At 31.2% G+C, this 23,058-nt stretch carries 22 protein-coding genes; 7 read left to right on the top strand and 15 right to left on the bottom strand.

Annotated elements, in window-relative coordinates:
- Positions 1-92: 92 nt before the first annotated feature.
- The 5 genes from FNB79_RS15300 to FNB79_RS15280 all read left to right on the top strand — a co-directional run bounded on the left by FNB79_RS15300 (position 93) and on the right by FNB79_RS15280 (position 10,510).
- Complete coding sequence (locus tag FNB79_RS15300) at positions 93-4,526, top strand: AlbA family DNA-binding domain-containing protein (RefSeq protein WP_143382187.1); 4,434 nt, start codon at positions 93-95, stop codon at positions 4,524-4,526.
- Positions 4,523-7,783 carry a type I restriction endonuclease subunit R gene (locus FNB79_RS15295; protein ID WP_143382186.1) on the top strand — a complete coding sequence of 1,087 codons (3,261 nt, stop codon included), beginning with the start codon at positions 4,523-4,525 and terminating at the stop codon, positions 7,781-7,783. The genes FNB79_RS15300 and FNB79_RS15295 overlap by 4 nt, the downstream gene beginning before the upstream one ends.
- A 3-nt stretch (positions 7,784-7,786) precedes the next feature.
- Positions 7,787-8,491 (top strand): M48 family metallopeptidase, encoded by a 705-nt coding sequence (locus FNB79_RS15290; protein WP_143382185.1) that lies wholly within the window; start codon positions 7,787-7,789, stop codon positions 8,489-8,491.
- Positions 8,492-8,638: 147 nt separating this feature from the next.
- Positions 8,639-10,090, top strand: coding sequence for an HRDC domain-containing protein (locus FNB79_RS15285; protein WP_143382184.1), 1,452 nt, complete (start codon positions 8,639-8,641; stop codon positions 10,088-10,090).
- A 15-nt stretch (positions 10,091-10,105) separates the two neighbouring features.
- A complete protein-coding gene (locus FNB79_RS15280) occupies positions 10,106-10,510 on the top strand; it encodes a hypothetical protein (RefSeq protein ID WP_143382183.1) in 405 nt (134 codons plus the stop codon).
- A gap of 55 nt (positions 10,511-10,565) precedes the next feature.
- On the opposite strand, the gene FNB79_RS15275 is transcribed toward FNB79_RS15280, so the two are convergent.
- Complete coding sequence (locus FNB79_RS15275) at positions 10,566-11,030, bottom strand: hypothetical protein (RefSeq protein WP_221932583.1); 465 nt, start codon at positions 11,028-11,030, stop codon at positions 10,566-10,568.
- A 144-nt stretch (positions 11,031-11,174) separates the two neighbouring features.
- Here FNB79_RS15275 and FNB79_RS15270 point away from each other — a divergent pair, with 144 nt between their 5' ends.
- The gene (locus FNB79_RS15270) at positions 11,175-11,912 is read left to right on the top strand and encodes an SOS response-associated peptidase (protein WP_143382182.1); all 738 of its coding nucleotides are present in this window, start codon (positions 11,175-11,177) and stop codon (positions 11,910-11,912) included.
- Positions 11,913-11,915: 3 nt separating this feature from the next.
- Here FNB79_RS15270 and FNB79_RS15265 read toward each other — a convergent pair whose 3' ends face one another.
- From FNB79_RS15265 to FNB79_RS15225, 9 genes are read right to left on the bottom strand one after another with little or no spacing between them, the layout of a single operon-like run.
- Positions 11,916-12,281 carry a hypothetical protein gene (locus FNB79_RS15265; RefSeq protein WP_143382181.1) on the bottom strand — a complete coding sequence of 122 codons (366 nt, stop codon included), beginning with the start codon at positions 12,279-12,281 and terminating at the stop codon, positions 11,916-11,918.
- A gap of 7 nt (positions 12,282-12,288) precedes the next feature.
- Entirely contained in the window at positions 12,289-13,140 is an 852-nt protein-coding gene (locus tag FNB79_RS15260; RefSeq protein ID WP_143382180.1) for a DUF4138 domain-containing protein, read from the bottom strand.
- Positions 13,137-14,066 (bottom strand): conjugative transposon protein TraM, encoded by a 930-nt coding sequence (traM, locus tag FNB79_RS15255; protein WP_143382650.1) that lies wholly within the window; start codon positions 14,064-14,066, stop codon positions 13,137-13,139. Before traM ends, FNB79_RS15260 begins: the two co-directional genes overlap by 4 nt.
- Positions 14,047-14,670, bottom strand: coding sequence for a conjugal transfer protein TraK (locus FNB79_RS15250; protein ID WP_143382179.1), 624 nt, complete (start codon positions 14,668-14,670; stop codon positions 14,047-14,049). The genes traM and FNB79_RS15250 overlap by 20 nt, the downstream gene beginning before the upstream one ends.
- 11 nt (positions 14,671-14,681) lie before the next feature.
- On the bottom strand, positions 14,682-15,524 hold the full coding sequence (locus FNB79_RS15245) for a hypothetical protein (protein WP_143382178.1): 843 nt from the start codon (positions 15,522-15,524) through the stop codon (positions 14,682-14,684).
- Positions 15,525-15,527: 3 nt separating this feature from the next.
- Positions 15,528-16,100: a conjugal transfer protein gene (locus FNB79_RS15240; protein ID WP_143382177.1), complete on the bottom strand. Its 573-nt coding sequence runs from the start codon at positions 16,098-16,100 to the stop codon at positions 15,528-15,530.
- A 4-nt stretch (positions 16,101-16,104) separates the two neighbouring features.
- Positions 16,105-18,507, bottom strand: coding sequence for a TraG family conjugative transposon ATPase (locus FNB79_RS15235; protein ID WP_143382176.1), 2,403 nt, complete (start codon positions 18,505-18,507; stop codon positions 16,105-16,107).
- Positions 18,494-18,778, bottom strand: coding sequence for a hypothetical protein (locus tag FNB79_RS15230; protein WP_143382175.1), 285 nt, complete (start codon positions 18,776-18,778; stop codon positions 18,494-18,496). Before FNB79_RS15230 ends, FNB79_RS15235 begins: the two co-directional genes overlap by 14 nt.
- Before the next feature lies 1 nt (position 18,779).
- The gene (locus FNB79_RS15225) at positions 18,780-19,067 is read right to left on the bottom strand and encodes a hypothetical protein (RefSeq protein WP_143382649.1); all 288 of its coding nucleotides are present in this window, start codon (positions 19,065-19,067) and stop codon (positions 18,780-18,782) included.
- A 182-nt stretch (positions 19,068-19,249) separates the two neighbouring features.
- Here FNB79_RS15225 and FNB79_RS15220 point away from each other — a divergent pair, with 182 nt between their 5' ends.
- The gene (locus FNB79_RS15220; RefSeq protein ID WP_246073288.1) at positions 19,250-19,891 is read left to right on the top strand and encodes an N-acetylmuramoyl-L-alanine amidase family protein; all 642 of its coding nucleotides are present in this window, start codon (positions 19,250-19,252) and stop codon (positions 19,889-19,891) included.
- Positions 19,892-19,999: 108 nt separating this feature from the next.
- Here the strand turns inward: FNB79_RS15220 and FNB79_RS15215 are convergent, their stop codons facing one another.
- From FNB79_RS15215 to FNB79_RS15195, 5 genes are all read right to left on the bottom strand, one after another.
- Positions 20,000-20,365, bottom strand: coding sequence for a DUF2199 domain-containing protein (locus tag FNB79_RS15215; RefSeq protein ID WP_143382174.1), 366 nt, complete (start codon positions 20,363-20,365; stop codon positions 20,000-20,002).
- Between the two features lie 393 nt (positions 20,366-20,758).
- Positions 20,759-21,481 (bottom strand): hypothetical protein, encoded by a 723-nt coding sequence (locus FNB79_RS15210; protein WP_143382173.1) that lies wholly within the window; start codon positions 21,479-21,481, stop codon positions 20,759-20,761.
- A 23-nt stretch (positions 21,482-21,504) separates the two neighbouring features.
- Positions 21,505-21,687 carry a hypothetical protein gene (locus FNB79_RS15205; protein WP_143382172.1) on the bottom strand — a complete coding sequence of 61 codons (183 nt, stop codon included), beginning with the start codon at positions 21,685-21,687 and terminating at the stop codon, positions 21,505-21,507.
- 458 nt (positions 21,688-22,145) lie between these two features.
- On the bottom strand, positions 22,146-22,703 hold the full coding sequence (locus FNB79_RS15200) for a hypothetical protein (RefSeq protein ID WP_143382171.1): 558 nt from the start codon (positions 22,701-22,703) through the stop codon (positions 22,146-22,148).
- Positions 22,704-22,784: 81 nt separating this feature from the next.
- The gene (locus FNB79_RS15195) at positions 22,785-22,997 is read right to left on the bottom strand and encodes a hypothetical protein (RefSeq protein ID WP_143382170.1); all 213 of its coding nucleotides are present in this window, start codon (positions 22,995-22,997) and stop codon (positions 22,785-22,787) included.
- Positions 22,998-23,058 lie beyond the last annotated feature (61 nt).

Below are 23,058 nucleotides of genomic sequence, written 5' to 3'. Positions count from 1 at the left end.
TTAAAATTACACGTAAAACAAAAGTATTAACATTTATTACAAAACCGTTTTACAATTAAACCATAGTAAAATTAGCTAAAAATCAATATTTAATGTCAAAAAGTAATAAACACGTTACTACTTCATTAAGGGTAGAACCTAAACAACATAGATGGTATTTGGTAGTAAAACAAAATGAACATTTTACAATTGTTCAGGATTGTATAACTAAAAAAGAGTACCCATCTAAGAAAATTTACATACCAGAAGGAGGTACTGTTATTTTATGGATTAAATATATGCAAGATAACGGAAATCCTTTTTTCGATTATAGTGTGGTAAATGATTACAAAGAAGGAAACTCTTATGTGTTTGATGTGGTTAAACAAAAAGAAAAGGGGTATGAAATTGAAAATAATGAAAATATCATCCTTTTTATTCCCGGTTTTTTTGCTAATCAAATTGATAATAATCGCATTACGCTTAAATTTAAGGATTACGATTTAATTAAAAATCAAGTGCTTTGGGAGGCCGAAACACAAAATAATCCCAAGCAGGTTCTATTCGATTTAACTCAATTTAAATATAATGAACATTACAATTTTATAATTATTGATTATTTCGAGTATGACGATGGTAATGCTATTTTTATTGTCGAAAAAGATGGTGTTACAGCCAAAGTAAGAACTTACGCTTTCCAAGACAAAGATTGGATTGGCAATACAATTAGATGCAAGGTTACTGGTAAAGAACATAATAATCTGTATTTATATCAAGATAGAACACAACTTTTAAAAAATCTATACAGCATAGATGAGGTGTATAGTTTTGAAATTGAGGAATTAGAAAAAGATGGGTTTACTAACTACTATATTTTAAGAGATAAATACGATTTTACCCATCGGTTTTACCTAAACAATATAACAGATAGCGCAGATTATAATGTAATAGGGACTACAGTTCAGTACTATCTAAAAGGAATTCACGAAAATGGGTATTTAATGTTAAACGCCTTAAATAATCCTCAAAATAAATTTTACGATGCTAATACTGTGTTTTCAGAAATTGGACATGCAGATAAGGTTCAAAATTATTTTTTCAACCTGGAAGAAGAAATTATAGAGTTTGGTAATAGTAATAAAGCATTCTCTAATTTATTCGACTTATATCAAACAAGAGAAAATACTTGGGTGTTTTCTTATCTTAATTTTGTGTCTATTGTCTATATCAAAGTGCTTGTCAATAAAAAGGAATTCGAAACAGCAAGAATCTTTTTAAATATAATTAAAGATTTAGAATTGTGGATATTAGAAGGGTCTGATTATTTAAGTAATTTTTCAGACAAGACAAGAGATCGTATTGTCGATATGGCAGAAAAAGAGTTAGAAGGCATTACATCTAAATTAGAGGCTATAGAAATTATTATAGATGAAAAACAATATGCCTATATTGATGATATTTTAGAAAAAATAACAAGAAGTCAATATCTAAGAATCAAGTCCATTACAATATTTAAAAATTTACTCCTGTATTCCGATGAGGTTTTAAATCAAAGTACTTCTAAGGTAATAGACATCATTACATTTCTTGTAAAACAAGGTAAATTAGAAGAACATGAATACAAAAGATTTAATGGACTTTTAGCGTATAAAATAAAATCAGAAAAACATCAACTTAATGTAAAATTAAGTTCGCGTAATTATGTGTTACAGGAAGAAAATAAGAATGATATAAAATTAATTATCAGACTTATTATTTTACAGGTTGTATTAGATATTGAAATTGATAATAAAAAACATTGGATATTAAATTCAGCTACATTATTTAGATTTTATTCTTATTTAGAAGAGGATGTTAACCTTAAAAAAAGATTGCTGTTTCATGCAACACAATGCATTACAAGCTCTAAAGGATTACCATTAACAGTGTCTGAACTAATTCACGATTTTAACATTTATAACTATGTTACTCAAGATAACTTTAGTTTAATATCTCCAATTAAACATCCTAAAATCCGTAAAAAAATATATAAAAATAATGGGGCAATTTTTGAATCCGAAGCAGGGTTTCATCTTGTAAATCCCAGACATATTAAAAGTGACCTGAATCCAAAAAATTATCAGTCTTTGGGATGTTATTTAAATGGTACTTTAATGATATCTTCAAGTGTTAAATTGAATAAACCTCTTTCAGGTTTAGATAATATGGATGAATTTGAAGAGGCTTGGAATGAGTTTTATTATTTTGATGATAAGGAAGTTGTAAATAGTAATGGTCATAATATCAAAGTAGGGGATATAGTTACTGTTAGAGCCAAAAATTACTTGCCAGGAAACGATAAATTATTGTTTTTGCAAATTTTAGGACAAGGTGAAAGAGGTGAAGGTGTACTGTATATTGATCAATTTTCTAAAGTGAATTTAGATGGTTTTTCTGGAATTATATTCCCTGGAGATGAATTTGATGTCATGATTCAAAAAGTTGAGGAAAGAGGATTTCATTTTAGTTTATTGTCTCAAGTTTCCGAGTTAATGTTGCTAAATATTAATAAAATAACACATACTAAAGCGGTAATTATTCACATTAAAGGTAAGGATGTTTTTTTATTAACAAAAGAAGGTTTTGGAAGTTATGCTTATAATTACACACATGAAAATATAGATGTCGGCCAAGTATTCAATGTGGAAATTGAAAGTTATTCCAAAGAATTTCAAACATTACAAGTTACTATTTCTGAAAAAATTGATGAAGCATGGGAGGTAAAATCAATTTTAAGACAACTATTTAAAACAAATTTTTTAAAAGATAAAATTGAGACAGAAATTGTAAATGATTTTGCAGGAAACAAGGGGTTAATAGAAGAATTAATTACATGTATAGAATCTTTAATAACTTATGAAAAGGACCAAATAATTAGGCTCGAAATCTATCATTTATTAGGATTATTTACCTCTATTACTAAAAGTTCTCGTTCATACTATTACAGCGCACTTATAGATCAGATAAATTTAATTCATCAATTTAAAAATTTACAAAATGGTCAACAATTAAAAGATATTCCTATTATTGGTGAGGAAACAATCAATAGTTTTCAGCTTTTAAAACAAATAGAATCTAGCTATCAGTTGTTGGCTACATATAACGATGTCACCGCTATAGATAAGCTTGTAGATATAGATAATAAAAATGAATTAGATAGTAATTTAAATCAAATCAGAGAATTAATTTTAGCAAACAATTTATTACTCAAAAATGGTATTACTAATACTGCAATTCTAGAATATGCTAAAAACGTAATTTATGAAAAATTAACGAATGAGGAGTTCGATCACGTTTTGGAAATTTCAGAAAATACAAATTTAAATTCTGAAGTAGAAGAGTTAGGGTTAGAGGAATTGTCTTTAGGTAAAGAAAACACAACAATTGAGTTTAAAACGTCTGTCTTTTATCACCCTGCTAAAAATGCGGTTGATAGGAAGGAACAAGGATTGGTAATTATGAAAACAGTTTCTGGATTCTTAAATGCTGCAGGAGGAAACCTTTATATTGGTGTAAATGATAATGGCTTCCCTATTGGCTTAGAAGAAGAGTATAAGGTGGTTAAAGGTGACTCAGATGAATACCAAAGATATATTAGAAAATTAATTGTTGAGTATTTTAATAAAGATATTAATGGTTTAATAGAGTTTAAGTTTTTGAAATTAAACGATAAGGAATACTTAGAAATGAATATTCCAGAGTATGATACACCTGTGCCTTTATTAGATGAGTTTTATCAAAGACAAGGAAATGAGACAAGAATTCTTAGAGGAACCGATTTGTTTAAATTTTTCGAAAGAAAAAATAATCAAAAAAATAAACCGAATACCATAGAGGAAAAACAACTCAAAATGAATAACGAGTTTGATTTAAGTAATGTGCCTTTAGGACAACAATCTATCAAATTTGAATTCTTTACAGACCAAAAAAAGGAAGTTAAGCAAATAAAAAAAGGATCTGTTAAGTCAATTCATAAACCAATAGCCTTCTTGTATTTCCTTAAAGGTAATAACTTCATGATTTCCAAATCTAAATTTAGTAATAACAATATTCAGCATATTATCGCCATTGGCTCTAACGATAGAAAAAAATATTTGCTTCAAGGATACGATAACGGTTGCGTAAATAAAATTAAAGTAAGAACTATACTAGATAAGAAATTTGAGTATATATATAGTAACAGTAGTAATTTAGAAGCGAATGTAAAATTACTACACTTGGTAGATGATACCGATTTAATCCTAATAAACACTTTAAAAGATAATGATGAGTATTTAAAATTATATGAGGTGTCAAATATTTCAGTACATGATCACTTTCATTTAAAAGGAAATAATCTAATTCAAGACTCTTTTGATGGTTTGAAATCCTTTCAAATAATACAACAAAATTACAAGTCAATATTGAAAAGGTTGATATATAAATCTAGACAAAATCTAGGTAAGAATATGTCAAACAAAACCTTTTCTAAAGAGATTAAAGTATTAAAAAACATTACTAAATTATGAGAACACCATCATTTCTAGAAGATCATATTTCGCAAATCCCAGCAATACAATTGTTAATAAATATGGGGTATAATTATGTGTCGCCAGAACAAGCTTTAGAATGGAGAGGTAATAAAAAGTCTCATGTCCTGTTTGAAAATATATTAAAAACTCAACTTAAAAAAATAAATAGCATCCAGAGAAAAGGTAAAAACTATGAGTTTTCAGATGCAAATATAAATACAGCAATACTAGCCTTAAAAGATTTACCTATAAATGAAGGGTTTTTAAATGCGAATGCTGCATTTTATGATTTAATTACATTAGGTAAAGCAATGGAGCAAAGTATTGATGGCGATAAAAAGAGTCATACTTTACAATACATTGATTGGCAGAATCCTGAAAAAAATATTTTTCATGTTACCGAGGAATTTAGTGTGTTAAGAACGGGAAGAACCGATACCTATAGACCAGATATATTACTTTTTATTAATGGTATACCAACGGTAATAATAGAGTGTAAAAGCCCTGCATTAAAAGGAACTAAATCACCTACAGATCTAGCTATAGAACAGCATATAAGAAATTTTGGTAAAAAGGGAGTGAGATCTCTATATATGTATTCTAATCTATTACTTAGTTTAACAACTAATGATGGTAGCTATGCTACAACAGGTACAAATAAAGAATTCTGGGCTAAATGGAAAGAGCAATTTTCTAATAAAGCCGTAGAAACGAGATATTGGAATACATTAAAAGATTTAAAAAATATACCATTAAAAGACGCCGTAAAAGATGCATTGTTTGCCGAACGAACCTTTGGTTTTAATTATGTGAGACGTTATTTTGATGGTCTAGAAGAAGAAGAAAGACCATTAACAAAACAAGATGAGTTATTATATAGTTTGTGTCGTCCAGAACGTATTATAGATATTATAAGAAATTTCACGCTTTTTGATGAAGGTATCAAAAAAGTAGCAAGGTACCAGCAATATTTTGCAATTAAAGATGCTTTAAAAAGAGTAACACATTTTGATAGTAATGGAAAAAGACAAGGAGGTGTGATTTGGCATACTCAGGGAAGTGGAAAAAGTCTCACAATGGTAATTTTAGCTCAAATGATTGCTTCTAGTCCAGAAATTTCTAATCCTAAAATCTTATTGGTAACAGATAGAATAGATTTGGACGATCAGATTTCAGATACCTTTAAAAAATGCCAAAAAGAAGTAAGACAAGCAAGAACGGGAGCACATTTAGCAGAACTCTTATCTGATAAAAGTGATGCTATTATTACAACAATTATAAATAAGTTTGAGGCAGCTGTAAAGCAATGCAAAGACCCTTTTTTATCGCCAAATATTTTTGTGTTAATAGATGAAGGTCATCGTACACAATATGGAACCTTTAACGTGAGTATGCAACGTGTATTTCCAAATGCTTGCTTTTTAGCATTTACAGGTACACCTTTAATGAAAAAGGAAAGAAGTACTGCCAATAAATTCGGAGGGTATATAGGGATGCCGTATACAGTTCAAAATGCCGTCGAGGATGGTGCAGTAATACCATTATTGTACGAAGGAAGACATAATTTAATAACTGTAGATGAAAAACCTATAAACCGATTTTTTGATAAAATTTCTGAACCACTATCAGAATATGGAAAAGCTAATCTCAAAAAGAAATTTAATACGATTAACGAATTAAACAAAGCAAAGAAAGTTATTTATGAGAGAGCTTGGGACATATCAGAACACTATACTAATTTCTTTCAAACTCAAGAAGATAAGTATAAGCCTAAAGCACAATTAGTAGCGCCAAGTATAAAAACTGCTTTGCTATATAAGCAATTTTTAGATGAGATTGGAATGGTGTCTTCTGAAGTCATTGTAACGCAATCAGACCAGCGAGAAGGAACTGAAGACGGGTTTTATAATGTAAATGAAGACAAAGAACGAGAGGATGCTTACTTCGATGCAATGATTGATAAATATGGGGATTTAAAGCGATTCGAAAAAAGTGTGATTACTCATTTTAAGAAAAGAGAACATCCAGAAATATTAATTGTGGTTGCTAAACTTTTAACTGGCTTTGATGCACCTAATAATACGGTCTTGTATTTGTGTAGGTCATTAAAAGAGCACACATTGTTACAAGCAGTAGCAAGAGTAAACAGAGTATTTCCAGGTAAAGATTATGGGTATATTATTGATTATTATGGGAATTTAGAGAATTTAGATAATGCATTGAGCACATATTCTGGTTTAGCTGAATTTGATGAATCCGAATTAGAAGGTACCTTAACCAATCTTAATGAAGAAGTTAAAAAGTTACCGCAGGCACATTCAGAACTTTGGGATATTTTCAGAACACTAAAGGATAAAAATCTAGAGCCATCTGCCTATGAAGAAATGTTATCTCCAGAAGATGTTAGAAATAGTTTTTATGAAAAATTAAGTCATTTTTCGAGACTTTTAAAAATGGCCTTATCTTCTGTAGAATTTGTGAATAATACATCTGAAAAGAAAATAGATATGTATAAGAAAGATGCATTATTCTTTTTGAAATTACGTGTAGATGTTAAAAGACGTTATAACGATGATTTGTCTTATAAAGAATTTGAACCTCAAATACAGAAGCTTATCAATAAACATATTTCTACTGAGGGAGAGGTAATGAAGGTTACAGAATTGGTAAATATATTCGATAAGGAAGAGCGAGAGGCTGAAGTTGAAAAAATAACAGGTAAAGCCGCTCAAGCAGACCATATATCAAGCAGAACAATAAAGGCTATTAATGTAAAAATGCAAGAAGACCCTGTCTATTATAAAAAATTAGCCGATTTAATCAAGGAAACTATTGAGGAGTATTATTTAAAAAGAATAACAGAAGCAGAATTCTTAAAAAGAGCAAAAGAACATGAGGATAGATTCTTGCATGGGAGGTCAGATGATGCACCTGAAGAACTGGCTAATAATGATGCAGCATTAGCATTTTATAATTTTAGTAAATCGGTTTATGAAAATACCGAATTATTAAAAACACCTTTTCACATAGAAGTAGGTTTAATTATAGATACTACTGTTAAAAATCATATGTATTTAAATGGTAATAAGATAATTGAATGGCATAAAAACAATGATGTTACTGGTAAAATAAATATTGAACTAGGTGATGTATTGTACGAGCTTTTAAGAAATTATAATCTGGATACTGATTGGAATAAAATTGATCACCTGATAGACAAGTGTCTGAAAGTAGCAATATTGAAATATAAGTAACTTATGAAGGATTATGTCCAATACGGCAATACAATTATACACTTTAATTTAAAGTTTACAGAACGTAAAACCTTAGGTATTAAAGTTTTTCCTGATAACTCTGTAAATGTTTCTGCACCGCTTGAAAGTTCAATTGAGATGATTAAGGAGAAAATTAAAAAGAAAGCGCCGTGGATAATTAAGCAACAAGACTTTTTTTTGTCTTTTCACCCGTTAACTCCTGAACGAAAATATGTAAGTGGTGAAACACATTTATATTTAGGGAAACAGTATAGATTAAAACTTCATATGGATAAAGATGAATCTGTTAAATTATCAGGAGGGTATATTCATGTGTCTTTAGTAAATATGGAGGATAAGAATGCTGTTAAAGGGGCTTTGAAATCATGGTATAAAAAGAAAGCAGAAATGCATTTTTACCAGTTGTTTAATGAACTTAAATCAATTGCTAAAGAATTCTACAAAGAAGAACCTCAATTAACATATAGATGGATGAAAAAACGTTGGGGCAGTTGTGATAAAAACGGGAATATACATTTAAATCTTGAACTTATTAAAACACCTAAGAAATGTATTGAGTATGTAATAGTGCACGAACTTTGTCATCTAAAACATTTAAATCATAGTAACTCATTTTATAAACTTTTAGAAAAAAACTATCCAAATTGGAAAGTGACAAAAGATAGATTAGAAAAATTGATGGTCTAGAAATGAATACATTTATAGAATATAATAACCTCAATTAAACAATTTAATATAAAACAGCCTATCAATGCCGAATTGAATAGTATAAATAAAAAAAATCAAATCAAAAGCTAAGCCCGTATTATCTATAAACCACCCAAATAGTACCCAATGCAATTAATAAATTCAGATTTTAGTTTTTCACTTTTCAAAAACCTATATCAAAAAATACCGCAAGAAGAATGCGACATCAATCAGTTAATAGAAATTATAAAATACGGATATCTTAAGAATGAGATTACTCAATTACGTAACACTAAAGATAAGTCTGAAAGGAATAAACTCAAAACTTCGAAATTACCTTGCGTAACCTTATCAGGAATTTTTAAAGAACGCAATGCTAAAGGTATAATAGAACATACGGGATTACTTCAAATAGATATCGACGACATCACAAACTATGATGAGGTTTTTAATCAAGTAAAGCAGGATGAATATACCTATGTAGCATTTAAAAGTCCAAGTGGTAATGGTATTAAAGTAATTGTCAAAATAAATAAATCTGAAGAAACGCATTTAGAGCAGTTCTACGCTTTCGAAAAATATTACAAAGAAGAATATAACATCACTATAGATAAAGCCTGCAAAGATATCTCTAGATGTATGCTACTCTCTTACGATGAAAACCTGTTTTGTAATCCGTTTTCAGAAGTGTATCCAGAACTTCATTTGCCAGAAGTAAAAGAAGTGGCTATAAAAGAGTACAAGGTACATGGTCCAATACATGTTACAGGTAATAAAGAAGTAGATGTTGTAGAGGCAATAGCTAAAGAAGTTGAAAATAATAGTTTAGACATTACCTCTACTTACGAAGAATGGTTAAGAGTAGGGTTCTCTTTATCATCTGTGTTGGGTGAATATGGGCGTGAGTATTACCATAGATTATCCAAATACAACACCAATTATACCTATCAAGAAACAGATAAGAAATTCAATGTTTTATACAGCCGAAATAATGGAGCTATAGGTTTAGGAACTTTAATTTATATAGCTAAACAGCATGGTATACAAATTAAATACACCACAAAACAGCAACCTACCAAGGCCAAAAAGATTACTCAATTAACCGATGCGCAATTAGAATATATTTTAAAAGAGGAACGTTTGCAATGGTCTAGAGAACATAATGCACCTGCATACCGCATGTTTAACGATAAATCTTTAGCCGATTTAATAGCGAAAAGACCTAAAACAAAAAACGAACTTGAAAATGTATTTGGTATCGGTTCCAAAAAAGTAGAAGACATAGGCGAATTAATATTGAATCTAATTAATGATCCAAAAGAAATAGATAGCGTACCAAAAACACAAAGTTATACGCTTCCAAAGCCAAAGGAAGAAGATGTTAAATTAATCAAAGCATTAAAAGAATGGAGATTTGACCTATCGATTAAAAAAGGGATTAAACCATTCTGGATTCTTAGAAATAGTTCTTTACAAGACATAGTTGCTATGAAACCATCAGAACCAAACCAATTACTCAGCATCAAAGGAATCAGTACAAAAACAGTAGAGAATTATGGAGAAGAAATAATGAAAATAATAAGTGAATTTAATCTGTAAAACCAACAGTTGTTTATGTGTAAAGTATCTAAAAATTTAAAACTATGTACCTGTGATACGGACATTGAACACCTTCAACATTATTGGGTTGTTCATCGTTTAAAAGAAATTGGTGAAGAAGAAGAGGTCGTAATTGGTATAACTGTAATGCCAGTGGAACTGGACTCGGAAATTACTATTCGGAACGAAGCTTTGCTTTTAAACCTGTTAAATGAGACTGAGGTGTTTGATACTCCAATACAATTTAATGAGAACGACCGCTTACAACTTTCCTTTTTATTAGATTCAGGTGATTATTTGGATTATGGTTTTGAATTTTTCAATAACCATTGGGATATTATAGAGTATGACAGCTTACTTTGGGTGTGGCGTCATAAAGAAAAAGAATCTGGTAAAATTGAAAATGCTCTTGAACACTAGGTTTTTTTATCTTGCAAAGAACAACTAATTAGATCATTTTTATATAATTTTAATGCTAAATCAAAGATGCCCGAAATTCTTTATTTATTTCATAGGTTAAAAAGTAATAAAAAAAAGTGGCTCGAATGGGCTTAGAAAGTTCTCTTTTACCGCTTAAAATCAAACTTAAACTAGATTTGTCTATAGCGAGTTGTTTAATTAAATCCTTTCTTTTAATGCCGAATTCTTGCATTTTAGATGTAATCCAATCCAAATCTATATGGTTCACTTGCAAGGAATAAACTACAGGAATGACTTTAGTTTGAAGGGTAGTAGGTTCAAAAACAGATTTAACAATATCTACCAATTGCTTTTGGTTAAGGATATAGCCATTAAAAATTGATTTTTGACATATTTTTACTCTAGCCGTATTTCCATCCAGTTCTAAAAGTTCTATTTGAATTCCAGTAGCTTTATGCTTTCCGATAGCCTGTGTAAGTTCTGCCTGCCCTATGGTTATCTGATCTGTCCAATTTGTCATAATTAATTTAAAGGTCTAAGTAAATAAAAATAGTAGTTTAGTTTGCTTTGGGCAAATTTTTACTGAGCAGAATAAATATATATAACGTAAGAATTTTAAATTTTTAAAAGTTGTAAATTTGATAAAACCATTAAACACCTCCATATGTGTTTCCACACCTCACAAACGGCTAAAGTTAAAACTATAGAGCATAAGTTCAAAGTGAAAATCAGCGATGAAACCTTAGAGTCGTATTTCGATACTCCTCAATATCATTTAAATGGTTTTACGCATCCTAATATGTTGGTGATTCCTCAACAAAAGCCCGAAGTATTGGCTCCAGGGGTTTGGGGGATTGTACCGGACGACACTAGTAAGGACGAGATTACGAGCTATTATAAAGAGGCTGTGAAATTTGGTGGTGGATTAAACGCACGATCAGAAAAGGCATTTCAACATTTTATTTATAAAGATGCCATTATGGAAAGGCGTTGTATCATTCCGGTGTCAGGATTTTTTGAACCTCATGAATACAAGGCTAAAAAGTATCCCTATTTTTTTAAAAATGAAGATGAATCGCCTTTAGCCCTTGCAGGTTTATATTCTGTTATAGATACCTATATAACATTTACCATATTGACTAAGGAAGCGTCACCGTTATTCGCTAGAATTCATAACAAGAAAAACCGACAACCATTAATTTTAGGAGAAGCACAAACAGCAAGTTGGTTGAGTTCCGATACTTCAGATACTGAAATTAAGGATCTTTTAAAATTTAGTTATAATGAATCTTTATTGCAGACCTATACAGTAAACAAAGCCATATTTAGTCCTAAAGAAGATAGTAATGTTGCGAGTAGTATTGTTCCGTTTCATTATCCCGAATTTAATACCCTGTTTTAAAGATTAAAAAGGGCCTCTATCTCGTGGCCCGTTATGAGTAACTTTCCATGTGCCGTTTTCTTTAATTAATTTAAAGACTCCTGGAGTTGGATCGGATTTGGTTGTGTATTTTATCCAAGCTATGTCACCATCCATGGCTTCGTCTAAAACTTTAAAATTAATATCTGAATCTTTGTCTACTATAAACATGTCTTGTATACTTTTTAAGTTAGAATACCCGACTGTAGTGGTGTATTCTTTAAGTGTTGACGTGTCGTTATGGTAAAAACTTTCGGCAACAATTTTAGCAGTTTCAGAAGGGGAATACGTTTTGTTTTCAGAACACGATATAAGGAAAAAGACTGCAGTAAATAAGAAGAGATGTTTCATAATGGTATCAATTTGGATGGTTTATAAATCGGTGCGATATTTTTAATTCGATATTTCGTTCGCCATGTTTTTCGTTTAACTCTAATACAGCACGACGGTCGTTAGATAACGAAAATTTAGGTAACACATATACGAGTTTTGTCGTTTCATTTTTAGTAATTTTTAATGGCATTTGTTGTTTGTAAATAGGTTCGAAATACAAACGTTGCAAAGATTTTTGTTTTCCCTTTTGGCGGGTTTCAACAGAAAGCTTCAAAAAGTTTACATCGAAATCTAAACTGGATTTATTTTCAATCTGAATAACAAAATATAATTCTTCCGTATCAAATACGATGTTTTCAACGCTTAATTCTATTCCTTGGTATTGTTTATTAATTTTACCCAGTTTTTGGCGTCTATCTAATAGGTAATCACAGAATCGTTGGTAATAATAATCTCTGTTGTTAGGTTTCGATGTAACAGAATCAGAGACTTTCAGATTTAACTCTTCAGGTTTTTCATTTCCAATGCTATTAGACATTGGAATAAAGTAATTGAATTGGGATAAATGTTTCTTATACCTTACAATATACGAAAAAATTGATCCGTTTTTGTTGATTACCAGAAGATTACTTTCTTTTCCGGGTTTGGCTTGTAATAACCCTAAGTAATTTTCGGTCTCGCGATTAAATGTAAATACAAAGTGATCTGCACCAGTTATGCCCTGGCGAATTGGCTGAGGAAAAAAGAGTGCCACATTTTTCGTGTCGTTAGCATAAATGGTATCTACTGCCATATTATTATGAATAGTGCTTTGTGCTATTGAGGTTACAGAACCAATTAAGAACAGGAGGGATGATAAGGATATATATGATTTCATAGCGTTGGTTTTAGAATGAGTTTGTAGTTGTTTAAAACAGTCACTTTTATGTTTCTGTTTTTACGTTTTAGTACTTTGGTTATACCTCCAACTTGAGGCACACTAGGGATATTAATATCTCCTAAAACATCGTCTAAAACTTCGGTAGAGATTTCATTTCTGAAATTGTTTTCAATATAAATGCCTTCACTACCATCTAGAACATCGAAGGCTTTAAGCTGTGTTGGATGATGGTTTATTGTTTTAATTTCAATTAAAGCACGATTAGTCTGAAAGCTAATAAAACCAAAAACAGGTGTGTTTTTTGGCATGTACTGGTTGTTGATTCGTGCTGCTTCAGTTAGACGCATCCGTAATCGGCTATTGGCTCTCATCACTTGATTGCCATCTACTACAACAAAAATGGAAGCATCCGTATTTGCTGTTATATAATTGTTGTTTGCTTGTGGTGCTGCAGCAAAAAATAACTGATGCTCTAATCCTAGTTCCTTGGCCTGAATCTGTAGATTCTTTTTAATATCTGCAGAATCTACAACCTGAGTTAATTTAGGCTTGATGCTTCTTTGACCCAAATTTTGATAGGCTGGTTCTGAATATTTAATTTTCTCGGATGCATAAATACTATCTACGATGCGTTCCTTTTCGCGTTCAGGTAAGTCTGAATCAAAAAAGCCAAGGGAGTCAATTAATTTTTCATCGTAAATACTGGGCGCATTGGTTTCCCGAACTTCCTTTAAGTCGTTAATGGCATCTAACTTAGAATTATATTCCTTTTGGTTGGCTTCAAGTTCTGGGACCTCGGTATGTTGAAGGTGCTCGGTTTCATTATCATCTTCCCCCATAATCATAAAAGTATAGGATATGAGGAAAATGACAATCACGGCCAAAACTGTAGCGAATACGATTTTATTTTTTTCTATTTTCATCATTCAGTTTTTTTAGAGTGTTTTCAAAATAATCTGTTATTAATAGGCCGTGTGGATTGTTAGGGAAATTTCTATTTACGACCATGAGATTGCCAGTAGAAACCAGTTGGTAAGTGTCAATTATGGAGCCTCTGTTAATTTCAAAAATGGTTGTGGTTGTAAAACCGTAAGTGTCATTAGTTTCAGTAATATCGGATTGGATACTCAAAACTTTCTGTACTAATGAGTATTGTAGCAAGCGATTATATACGCCATCAGCCTTCTTTTGTCGGTATAAATTATCTATAGCACTGTTTCCTAGCCAGAGCGCTTTTTCCAAATTTCGTTCATAATTACTCGCATCAATATTGTAGAAATAATTATGAAATAAATCTAGATGGGCTAAAGCTTCAATCTTGAAATTTTCTTTTTGAGTAACTAATTTTAAAGGGATAATGCTTCCGTCGGTATTAATGGCAAAGGCACTATTAAGAGCTTTGGTATTGGTTGTGTAGGCAATCCAAATAGAAAAGATACACGTTAAAAATGCACAGCTAATTACTGCTAAAACGATCAATCTGTTGATTTTTAAGACGGTGTAAATATTTTTATAGGGTGTTTTCATTTTAGATGGTATTAATTGGTAAATAATCTTAGGGTGAAGGAGGTTGCGCGTCTATATAATTTGAATTTTAGAAACACGATGAAGCCCACAGAACCCAGTTGAACAATAGGGGCAAAGAACCCTTGCCCAAAATCGGTTCCAAATAGGTTGGTCCAAAAATTGGTGTTAATCTCGGTGTAAATGGCATTTACAAAAACATTAACTAGAAAAAAAGCAGGTACAAGCATATACACAGCTGCATATAGTTTAAAAAATGTAATTGCTAAAGATCGGAAGGCTTTAAATACAGATAAACTGAGGACTAGTGGGAAAAATGCCTGCATAATTCCTAGTAGAAAATAACGTTCGGCTAGAAACAATGGATAAATAAAGAGGTCTAAAATCCATAGAAATAGACTTATGATAAATGCTAAAATTTTGAAGCCATAGAGAGGCGTAACCAAAGCTTCATATAAAAGGATCATGGCATTTTTAGCAGCATCCATTAAGTTCAAGTCTTCTTCTATGGGTAAATCTTGCATCTGTAACGGAAGTAGGGCTGGAGCTGTTCCACGGTATAGTCCTTCAATGGCCACTAGTATCCCATCAAAGAAGCCCAGTAATTGATTAGAAAATATAACTAGTAGAACTATTGCAAAATTTTTCATTAAATCTCCAGGACTTAATCCCCAAGTATACCCCTCTTTATTTGCAACACCTTCATTATACTTTTCAAGAATATTGAACAGAAAAAACATAAGCGCCAGTGTTTTCATCCCAGTAATGGTGTACTGCGAAAAACTACTGCTTTGTATGGTTTGAAACACCGAATCGATGTATTCTAGTCCAATGCCTAAAAGTATTGATGCTGTCATTTTTTAATAATGGGTTTCTCGGTTATTGATTTTATCTTGCATTTCTCTGAATGAAATGATGTCTTGGTAGCGACGCGTTTTGGTGTTAACATTAACCACCATTTCTTTAGATTCTTGTTCTTTTTGATTTAGCATCTCTGTCCGTTCAGCATCCGTCATTTTTAGGTAGTTGCTAGATAAAATTTCATCTATGAAATTCATAACATCTAGAGAGTTTTCTAGGATAGCAGTAAACGAGTTTGAGACTCGTGCTACTTCATCAGGCTTTATATACGGGCTATCAAGAATAGCTTTTAAATCGCCTTGTAGCACCGAAATAAGGCGCTGATTATTTTGTCCAATTTCCCGCACGGCTTTTAACTGCTTAACCACATCGTTTACCTTCTCGATGTTCTCTTTTTGGGTTTTTAAAAATTCTACTGTTTTTATAATGTTTGCCGTTTGCTTTCCAGATTCTATAAGCTGTTTTACTAGACTTATAAAATTGGTGTTGTCGTAAGTAGGCATACCTTGAGCTTTTATATTTAAACAGAAAAAAAGGGGTACTGCTAGAATAAAAAATTTTAGAGTTTTCATAATACTATGTTTTAAGGGTGAATGCTTTAATGGCTTTTTCCATGTCATGGTGTTGGTTGTAGAGTGCCATAATCTCTTCGTTTTCTTTACCATCAGTGAGGTAAGCGGCGTAAACTTCTTTAGGAACTTCTAATCTAAAAATGTTACTTTCTTTACCGATTTTAATAAACATCTCGGTGTACTTTCTTGGTCCGGAAAGATTGTTTTTAATAGATTTTAGTTGATTTAAATCGTGGCTAGATAAATGAAGCCGTTTTACAAGCTCGTCATAACCCTTTTCATTATTTAGGCTGTATATAACTTGGGTGTTTTCTAAAATACTAGCAGATGTTGAATTGTTTGGAAGCTGATTAATGGACTGCAGAATAATACCAATTGCACCATTTTGTTTTCGGATGGCTTGATAGTAAAACTCTACACTTTCTAATACATTTTCAAACTTGAGTTGTTTAGCAAACTCATCAAAAAGAATGATGCCTTTTTCTGCGCGATTTTTCCATATGGTACGTTGAATTGCAGATTTGATAAGCTTAAGCATCACGGATAAGATTTCCTTATTATCCTTAACTTCATCCAATTCAAAAACAATTAATCGTTTGTCTTCAATTTTATAAGTTTGGTCTTCGCTAAGTTCAAATAAAAAACTGTATATACCATCTCCAACATACTCAGACATTACGTGTAAAAAGTTTGTAATATTGAAGTAGTCGGGATGGATTTTTAGGGTATTCAAAAGGTCGTTTTGATACCCTTCTATAAAGCTATAAAAATCATCTAGGGAGTGATTATTTAAAGTGCTATCGTAATAATGACGCAAAATCTTTTTAATGGAAACAGATTGGGCTTTACTCACTTTTAAATCTGATGCAAATAATTCAAATAGAAAGACAGACAAATCCTCTAGGCGTTCTGGTGTTAAATCATTTTCGTGACTAATAAAGAAAGGATTTATGCCAAGGTTTTTGCCGCTTTCGTAGCGTAATACGGTATATTTTTCAGGATATAGTTTAGCGAATTTAGTATAAGAACCACCAAGATCTATAATGACTAATCGTACACCGCTTTCAAAATATTGACGTAAAATATTATTGGCTAAAAAGGATTTTCCTTCACCTGTTGGAGCAAAAATGGCAAAATTACGAGCTTTGATCCTTTTTTTGTCTTCATCCCAAACATCCTTCAATACAGGAATATTATGTTCACGATCATTAAAAATGATACCGGTTTTATCTGATTTGTAATTAGTATTATTTATAAATAAACACAAAGCATGTTTTAGGTCTGTAACAAATAGGTCTGCGTTCGAAAAATTAGAGGAGAAACAACAGAAACTATTCAACATGTAATTTTTACGTTCTTCCCCACGTGGATAGTAGGGGATAACATCCAATTCTTTAAATTCTGTTTTTATTTTAGAGGTTATTTTTTCTAACTCAGATGCTTTTTTATGCCAGTACATAACATTAAAATGACCTCGGATAATACGTGCATTGTCATCCGCATTAATTTGTTCCAATATGTGTTCAATTTTGCCAAGGATAACTTTGTTTTGAGACCCGAAATTTGAACTTTTATTAAGTTCCTCAACTTTTTTATCCAATTGCTTGCGCCATTTTTGTTTGTCATCTAAGTAAAGTATTTGGTTGACGATATGATTTTCATTTAGCGTAAGTCCTATACCATCAACAAACCCCTGATGAAATACAAAATCGTCTGAAGTGAATTTATCATTGGTTTTGCTACTTTGTACACTTTCGCCAAAGCACAGTTCGCTATTGATGGCTAGGACATCAAAATAATTTTCGCCTATATGGACGTTTTTCTTATCTAGTAAAATATCAGTGTCAAAACCTTCATTAAACCCATTAAAATAATCAGTCGTGAAGTTTTGAATGTCTTGAAGATTGAGTGGGCGATAGGTTGTTTTTCGATTGTTATTTATAAAAGAAATTGCATCTCTTACCGCATTCCCAAAACTTTTTATCTTTTCATCTAACTCAGGAATCGTATGTTTTGAAACACTTCGGAAAGGATTGACGTATTTTGGGTTATTTAAAGCTTTGTTTTTGGTTAAGACAAAAAACAAATAACTTCTATGGTCTAAATGTTCTCGACCTTTAAAATGGTCATGTGTTGCTTTTTCTAAAAATGAGTTATTTGGAAGTTGATTGGCAGTAAATGTCTTTTTTAAGTAAACATCTTGTTTATGAATAACAGTTCCTACTGGTAACGATTTAAACGCTTGATACCAGGTACCGTGCATATCTTCAAAATCCTTTTCAGAAAGAGAGTAGATTTCAGGAAGATTCCCTTCAAAGCAAAAGACCACATTGCCGTTATTGGCAAAAATGATATTGTCCTGAATATCGGAAATAGGGTGAAATGCAGAAAGGTTAATCTTGTTCATAATCGAAGTTGGAATGTCTTTTGTTACTAATAATTTTTGGAAAAGCTTTTGAAAACTGAAATAAGTTTGGGTTAGCACTTATTCGTGTTAATAGGATGTAAAGCGCAGCATTAAAAACAAGAACAATCAAAATCATTTTAAAACTCAAGGAGAATATGATGATGAGTAAGGAACCAACAATAGACACAATCATTAACGCAAAAAGGGTGATTGGTAATCCGAAGATGACAGCTCGTTTTCTAATATTTTTATACACTTCAAATTGTTTCATATTACACCACGATTCCAATTAAATAAGTGAATATTCCAACAACAGCTCCAGCTATTAAAACAAATACTAAAACTCTAGTAATTCCTTTTTTTAAGTCTGCATTTTCTCCAAAGAAATGACCTGCATTAAATAGAAACCCTACTAAGAATATGACTCCTAATATGATAGGGAAAATGGTTCTGATAGTGTTGGATACATCATCTACAGAAGCTTCGATACCCCCGATTTGTGCAAAAAGGGATGTGGATAACAGTGAAGAAATAACGGTAAAATAGTTTGATTTTTTCATCATATATAGTTTTAAAATTAGTAATGATTTTACTCTCAGTAAATTATATATATTTGTTTGTAAATAATTAAAAATCAATAAATTAAATAAATAATTTTATTTAATTCTATTTGGTTTTAATTCGTCTCATTTGGCACTAAAATTTATGATTTTGATTGTGGTGGTAACTAAAAACTTAAAAAATGAAAATGAAAAAGGGTCTTAAAAACGTCAGTTTTGTGATTTTACTGTTCAATATGTGTATCTGTTTAGGGCAAGATGTCGCTATTCAAAAACGAATTATTATTGATGTTGGACACGGAGGAAAAGATTCCGGTGCAGTCGCGAAAAATGGTCTCCAAGAAAAAGACATCGTTTTGGAGGTTGCTAAGGAAATATTACGAATAAATTCGAAGTTAAATCAGCCGAATCTCATTTTCTTAACGAGGTATAAAGATTCATTAATTTCATTGTCCGATCGGTCTAGATTAGCCAAATCGTTAAACGCAGATTTGTTTTTGTCTTTGCATTGTAATCATGCAGAAAATTCGAATGCAAGAGGTGTAGAAGTTTATGTAGGGAAAAATCTAACGAAAAACACTAGAGAAACTATATGGCTAGCCTACCAGTTACAGGATCAGTTTAAAAAACACAAGGGATTTGATAGTAGAGGTGTAAAGTTTGCCAACTTTCAAGTTTTACGAGATATGAATGCTTTTTGTCCAGCACTACTTTTGGAATTAGGGTTTTTGTCGAATAAAATGGAGGCGGAAATATTTTCAAACCACAAGAACCTAGAAGTCATTGCAAAAAAACTATTACAAATTATTACTACTATTTTATAGTTTTGAAGCTGTTTTATATTGCATTGGTAGATTTGATACAGGGGATTATTAAAATTATTAAAAGGGGTTAATGATAATGTTATTTTTACACTTTTAAATAGTTCGGTTTTAGGGGGAGCTTACACTACATAACCAACCAAAATATCCAGTTTCGTGATTTTCATTGTCAAAATTGGATTTATAATCCGAGTAACTTTTTTCACTCAGCGAAACCCAAAGTCCATAATCCAAGTTTTCACAAGTATCATTTACTTTTTGAATTAGAGTTACTCTTACGAATCTGTCAATTTGGTCTTCGTAATGGATTTCGCAAAAGTCAGAATCTAATTTTACAAGTTCAGTTTTTTCTTTGTCAGATAAAAAATCGTAATTAGCTGGTGATTTAAAAGTCAAAGCAGGCCATTCCGAATGGACTTTTCCACATTCAGAACATTTAAATTCCGCTGTTTTATTTTTCTTTCTTTTCCAGAACATTATTCGCTTGGTATTGTTACAAATCCAGTCCAAATCATCACTACATAAATCAAACAGAATATTGTGAAACCTTTAAAAAAAAGATTGAAAAACTTAAAAATACCTGGTGCTTTCTTAACTAATCCTGTATTATTTCTGATATGAAAATCTTTAAGTTTTCCAGTAATTATTGGTCCGATTATTCTGAAAAAGAAAAATCCGAAAATAAAAAATAATGAAAGTCCAATTTTAAATTTCAATTTCTACGGTTTTTTGGTCAAATGTTGGGTAACGGTTTGCATATGGCTTGTGGCGGTTTCGAAGCACTTTCCTGTCCCCCGAAACCAAGGCTGGCAAAAGAGTGAATGCCTTGCTTGCAGACGTTCACCCGCCATAAGCTATATGCGTCTTAAGTTAGCGGCAGATTTTTTTATTGTCACCATACATCGACCAATTCAATTTAATTCCTGAATGCTTTTCATATTCTGCAATTTTTTGCATTATTGACTTTTTATGTTCAGCCCCAATTAAAAATACTGCTTGATTATATTGATTTTCTTTGCTGAACTTGTAAATATTATGAATCATTGCATTTTCGCGGTTGTCGTGTTGTTCTGTGTGAAATAATTTGTAAACGTTATTCAGTCTATCCTTCTGTATTTCAGAATCTATAATGTTTTTTTCTACAACTTCCTTTCTCTCTAAAAAGTCTAAAAATTTATCACTATTTAGATAACGAAACCCTTCCTGTGTTATCAAAAGCTCTTTTTCATTATCTAACTTTATATAATCTTCGTTTTTAAAGAATATAGAAAACATAAAGAGAATTTCATCCTGTTGTTTGGATAATTTTGTTGTTACATCAATATCGACAGGTAAAATTTTAACATTATAGTTTTGTTTGTATTTTTTGATACATTTTACTTCGAGAGGCATTTTTGGTGGTTGCCGATTGCGCAAAACGCTATTGGCATAATATAAATCAAATGAATTGCCAAAATACATGTCAAAATAATGGCTTGGCAGTTCATCAAAAATCACTTCGGGATTTATAGATTCAAGAATTTTATATAATTCATTATGATTACATTTCCCATTTTCGGAATGTATTGTACTGATAAGAGTAATGTTGTACATATGGGATGCCTATAAAAATAAAGTTAATGGTCTTTAAATTGACGAACCGATTTCAATTTTCCGTTGGTAAACTCAATGGTAAATTCATCAACATATCTATTAGTCCCTTTATATTTCCACGTTTCGATAACTCCACCAAATCCATAATCATTTACATCGGTTGATTGTGGACGTCCCATTAAAATCTGAACGGAATCTTTTGACATATATGTAATTTTACTATACCATTTTTTGTGGTGAGTTCAAATGATTGGATATTTTTTTGGTCATTTTCATCCTTATCGGATTCGTCCAAAGACTGTTTCATATTTTTTAATGCCTGCATTCGGATTTCTTCTCTTAATTTATTTTCTTCTGTATTGTTCATTGTTCATTGTTCCGATAACATACAAAACTCCAACTGTACAGACTTCTCCAAGTATAAACCCTAACGCTATTTTTAAAAATGTATTCATATTACTAAATTTTTTGTCCTTTCAATCTTATTCTTCATTGCGCAGTTATTGTCTGTAACTTGCCGCTAACTAGTTTGTGTAAGGATAGTTGCGTGTTTAAGCACCTAATTTAGCAAAAATGGAACGAACCAGAGGAAAATCTGCAGGGTTTTCCGAGTAGGCAAGAACCAAGCAATTATTTTTACACGGCTTTGCAACTGGCTTTTTTTTTATAGAATATCTTTGTCCTTTCCGTCGATTCTATGTTTCATTTTTTGTCCGCCACCAGTTGTTACATATCCAGCAACTGTTTCCGTTTTTTTTATTCCATTTTCTTTATACTCAACTAATATTGAGCAATCTCCAGTAATTCCAACCCAAACAGTTTCACTTTCATTTGGTTCAAGTTCTGCAATTTGTTCCGTTTCGCAACCGAAAATTTTTATTTCAGTCAGTTTGTTTTGTGTTCCGTTTGTGAATGTAATTCGCATATTGCCAAGAACCATCATCGCTACCCAGAAACAACCAAACATAATTGGAATATTTAATAACATTATTCCACTAGTTTTCAATAATTTTTTTCGATTAGTTTTATCACTTTGAGCTTTTGCTAAAATCCCTATTAGAATTATTAGGTTTATTATTCCAGCAAAAATTACAAATCCATATCCGAGAAAAAGAAGTTCTCCATTTGTCGTAAAATAATATGTTCCAAAAATTATCAGTCCGATTATCAATGAAATCAAAGCTGTTATTTTTCCAATCGAAATGTGTTTTTTTGACGTCATTTTTCAGCTTGTTGCCAACGGCAGTCCGTCTAATAACCGACTGCAATTTTATATATTTCTACTAAAATACAGTTTTTTCTATTAGACGTGAGCTAAGATTCTATATTTTGAATTTTGTTTGTAGGGTTCTTCAAAACTTGTTAGAATAGCTGTAAAAAGCCTAATTAAAGACCAGTGATCTTGAACAAGAAGTGTATTCGTTTTTCTAATGTTATTCCAGATTCTTTTTAAGTTATAGGCAATAAACATAAACCCTACATCTGCACTAGCGCGTTGAATCGTTTTTTTAGTCATGATATGATCAAAACTCCACTGGAGTTTTATGGTTTGGCATGTACTAATAAATCTTGAATAT

It is taken from the genome of Formosa sediminum (assembly GCF_007197735.1).
GTDB classification, from domain to species: Bacteria; Bacteroidota; Bacteroidia; order Flavobacteriales; family Flavobacteriaceae; genus Formosa; species Formosa sediminum.
This window is presented reverse-complemented; position numbering and strand designations above follow the sequence as displayed.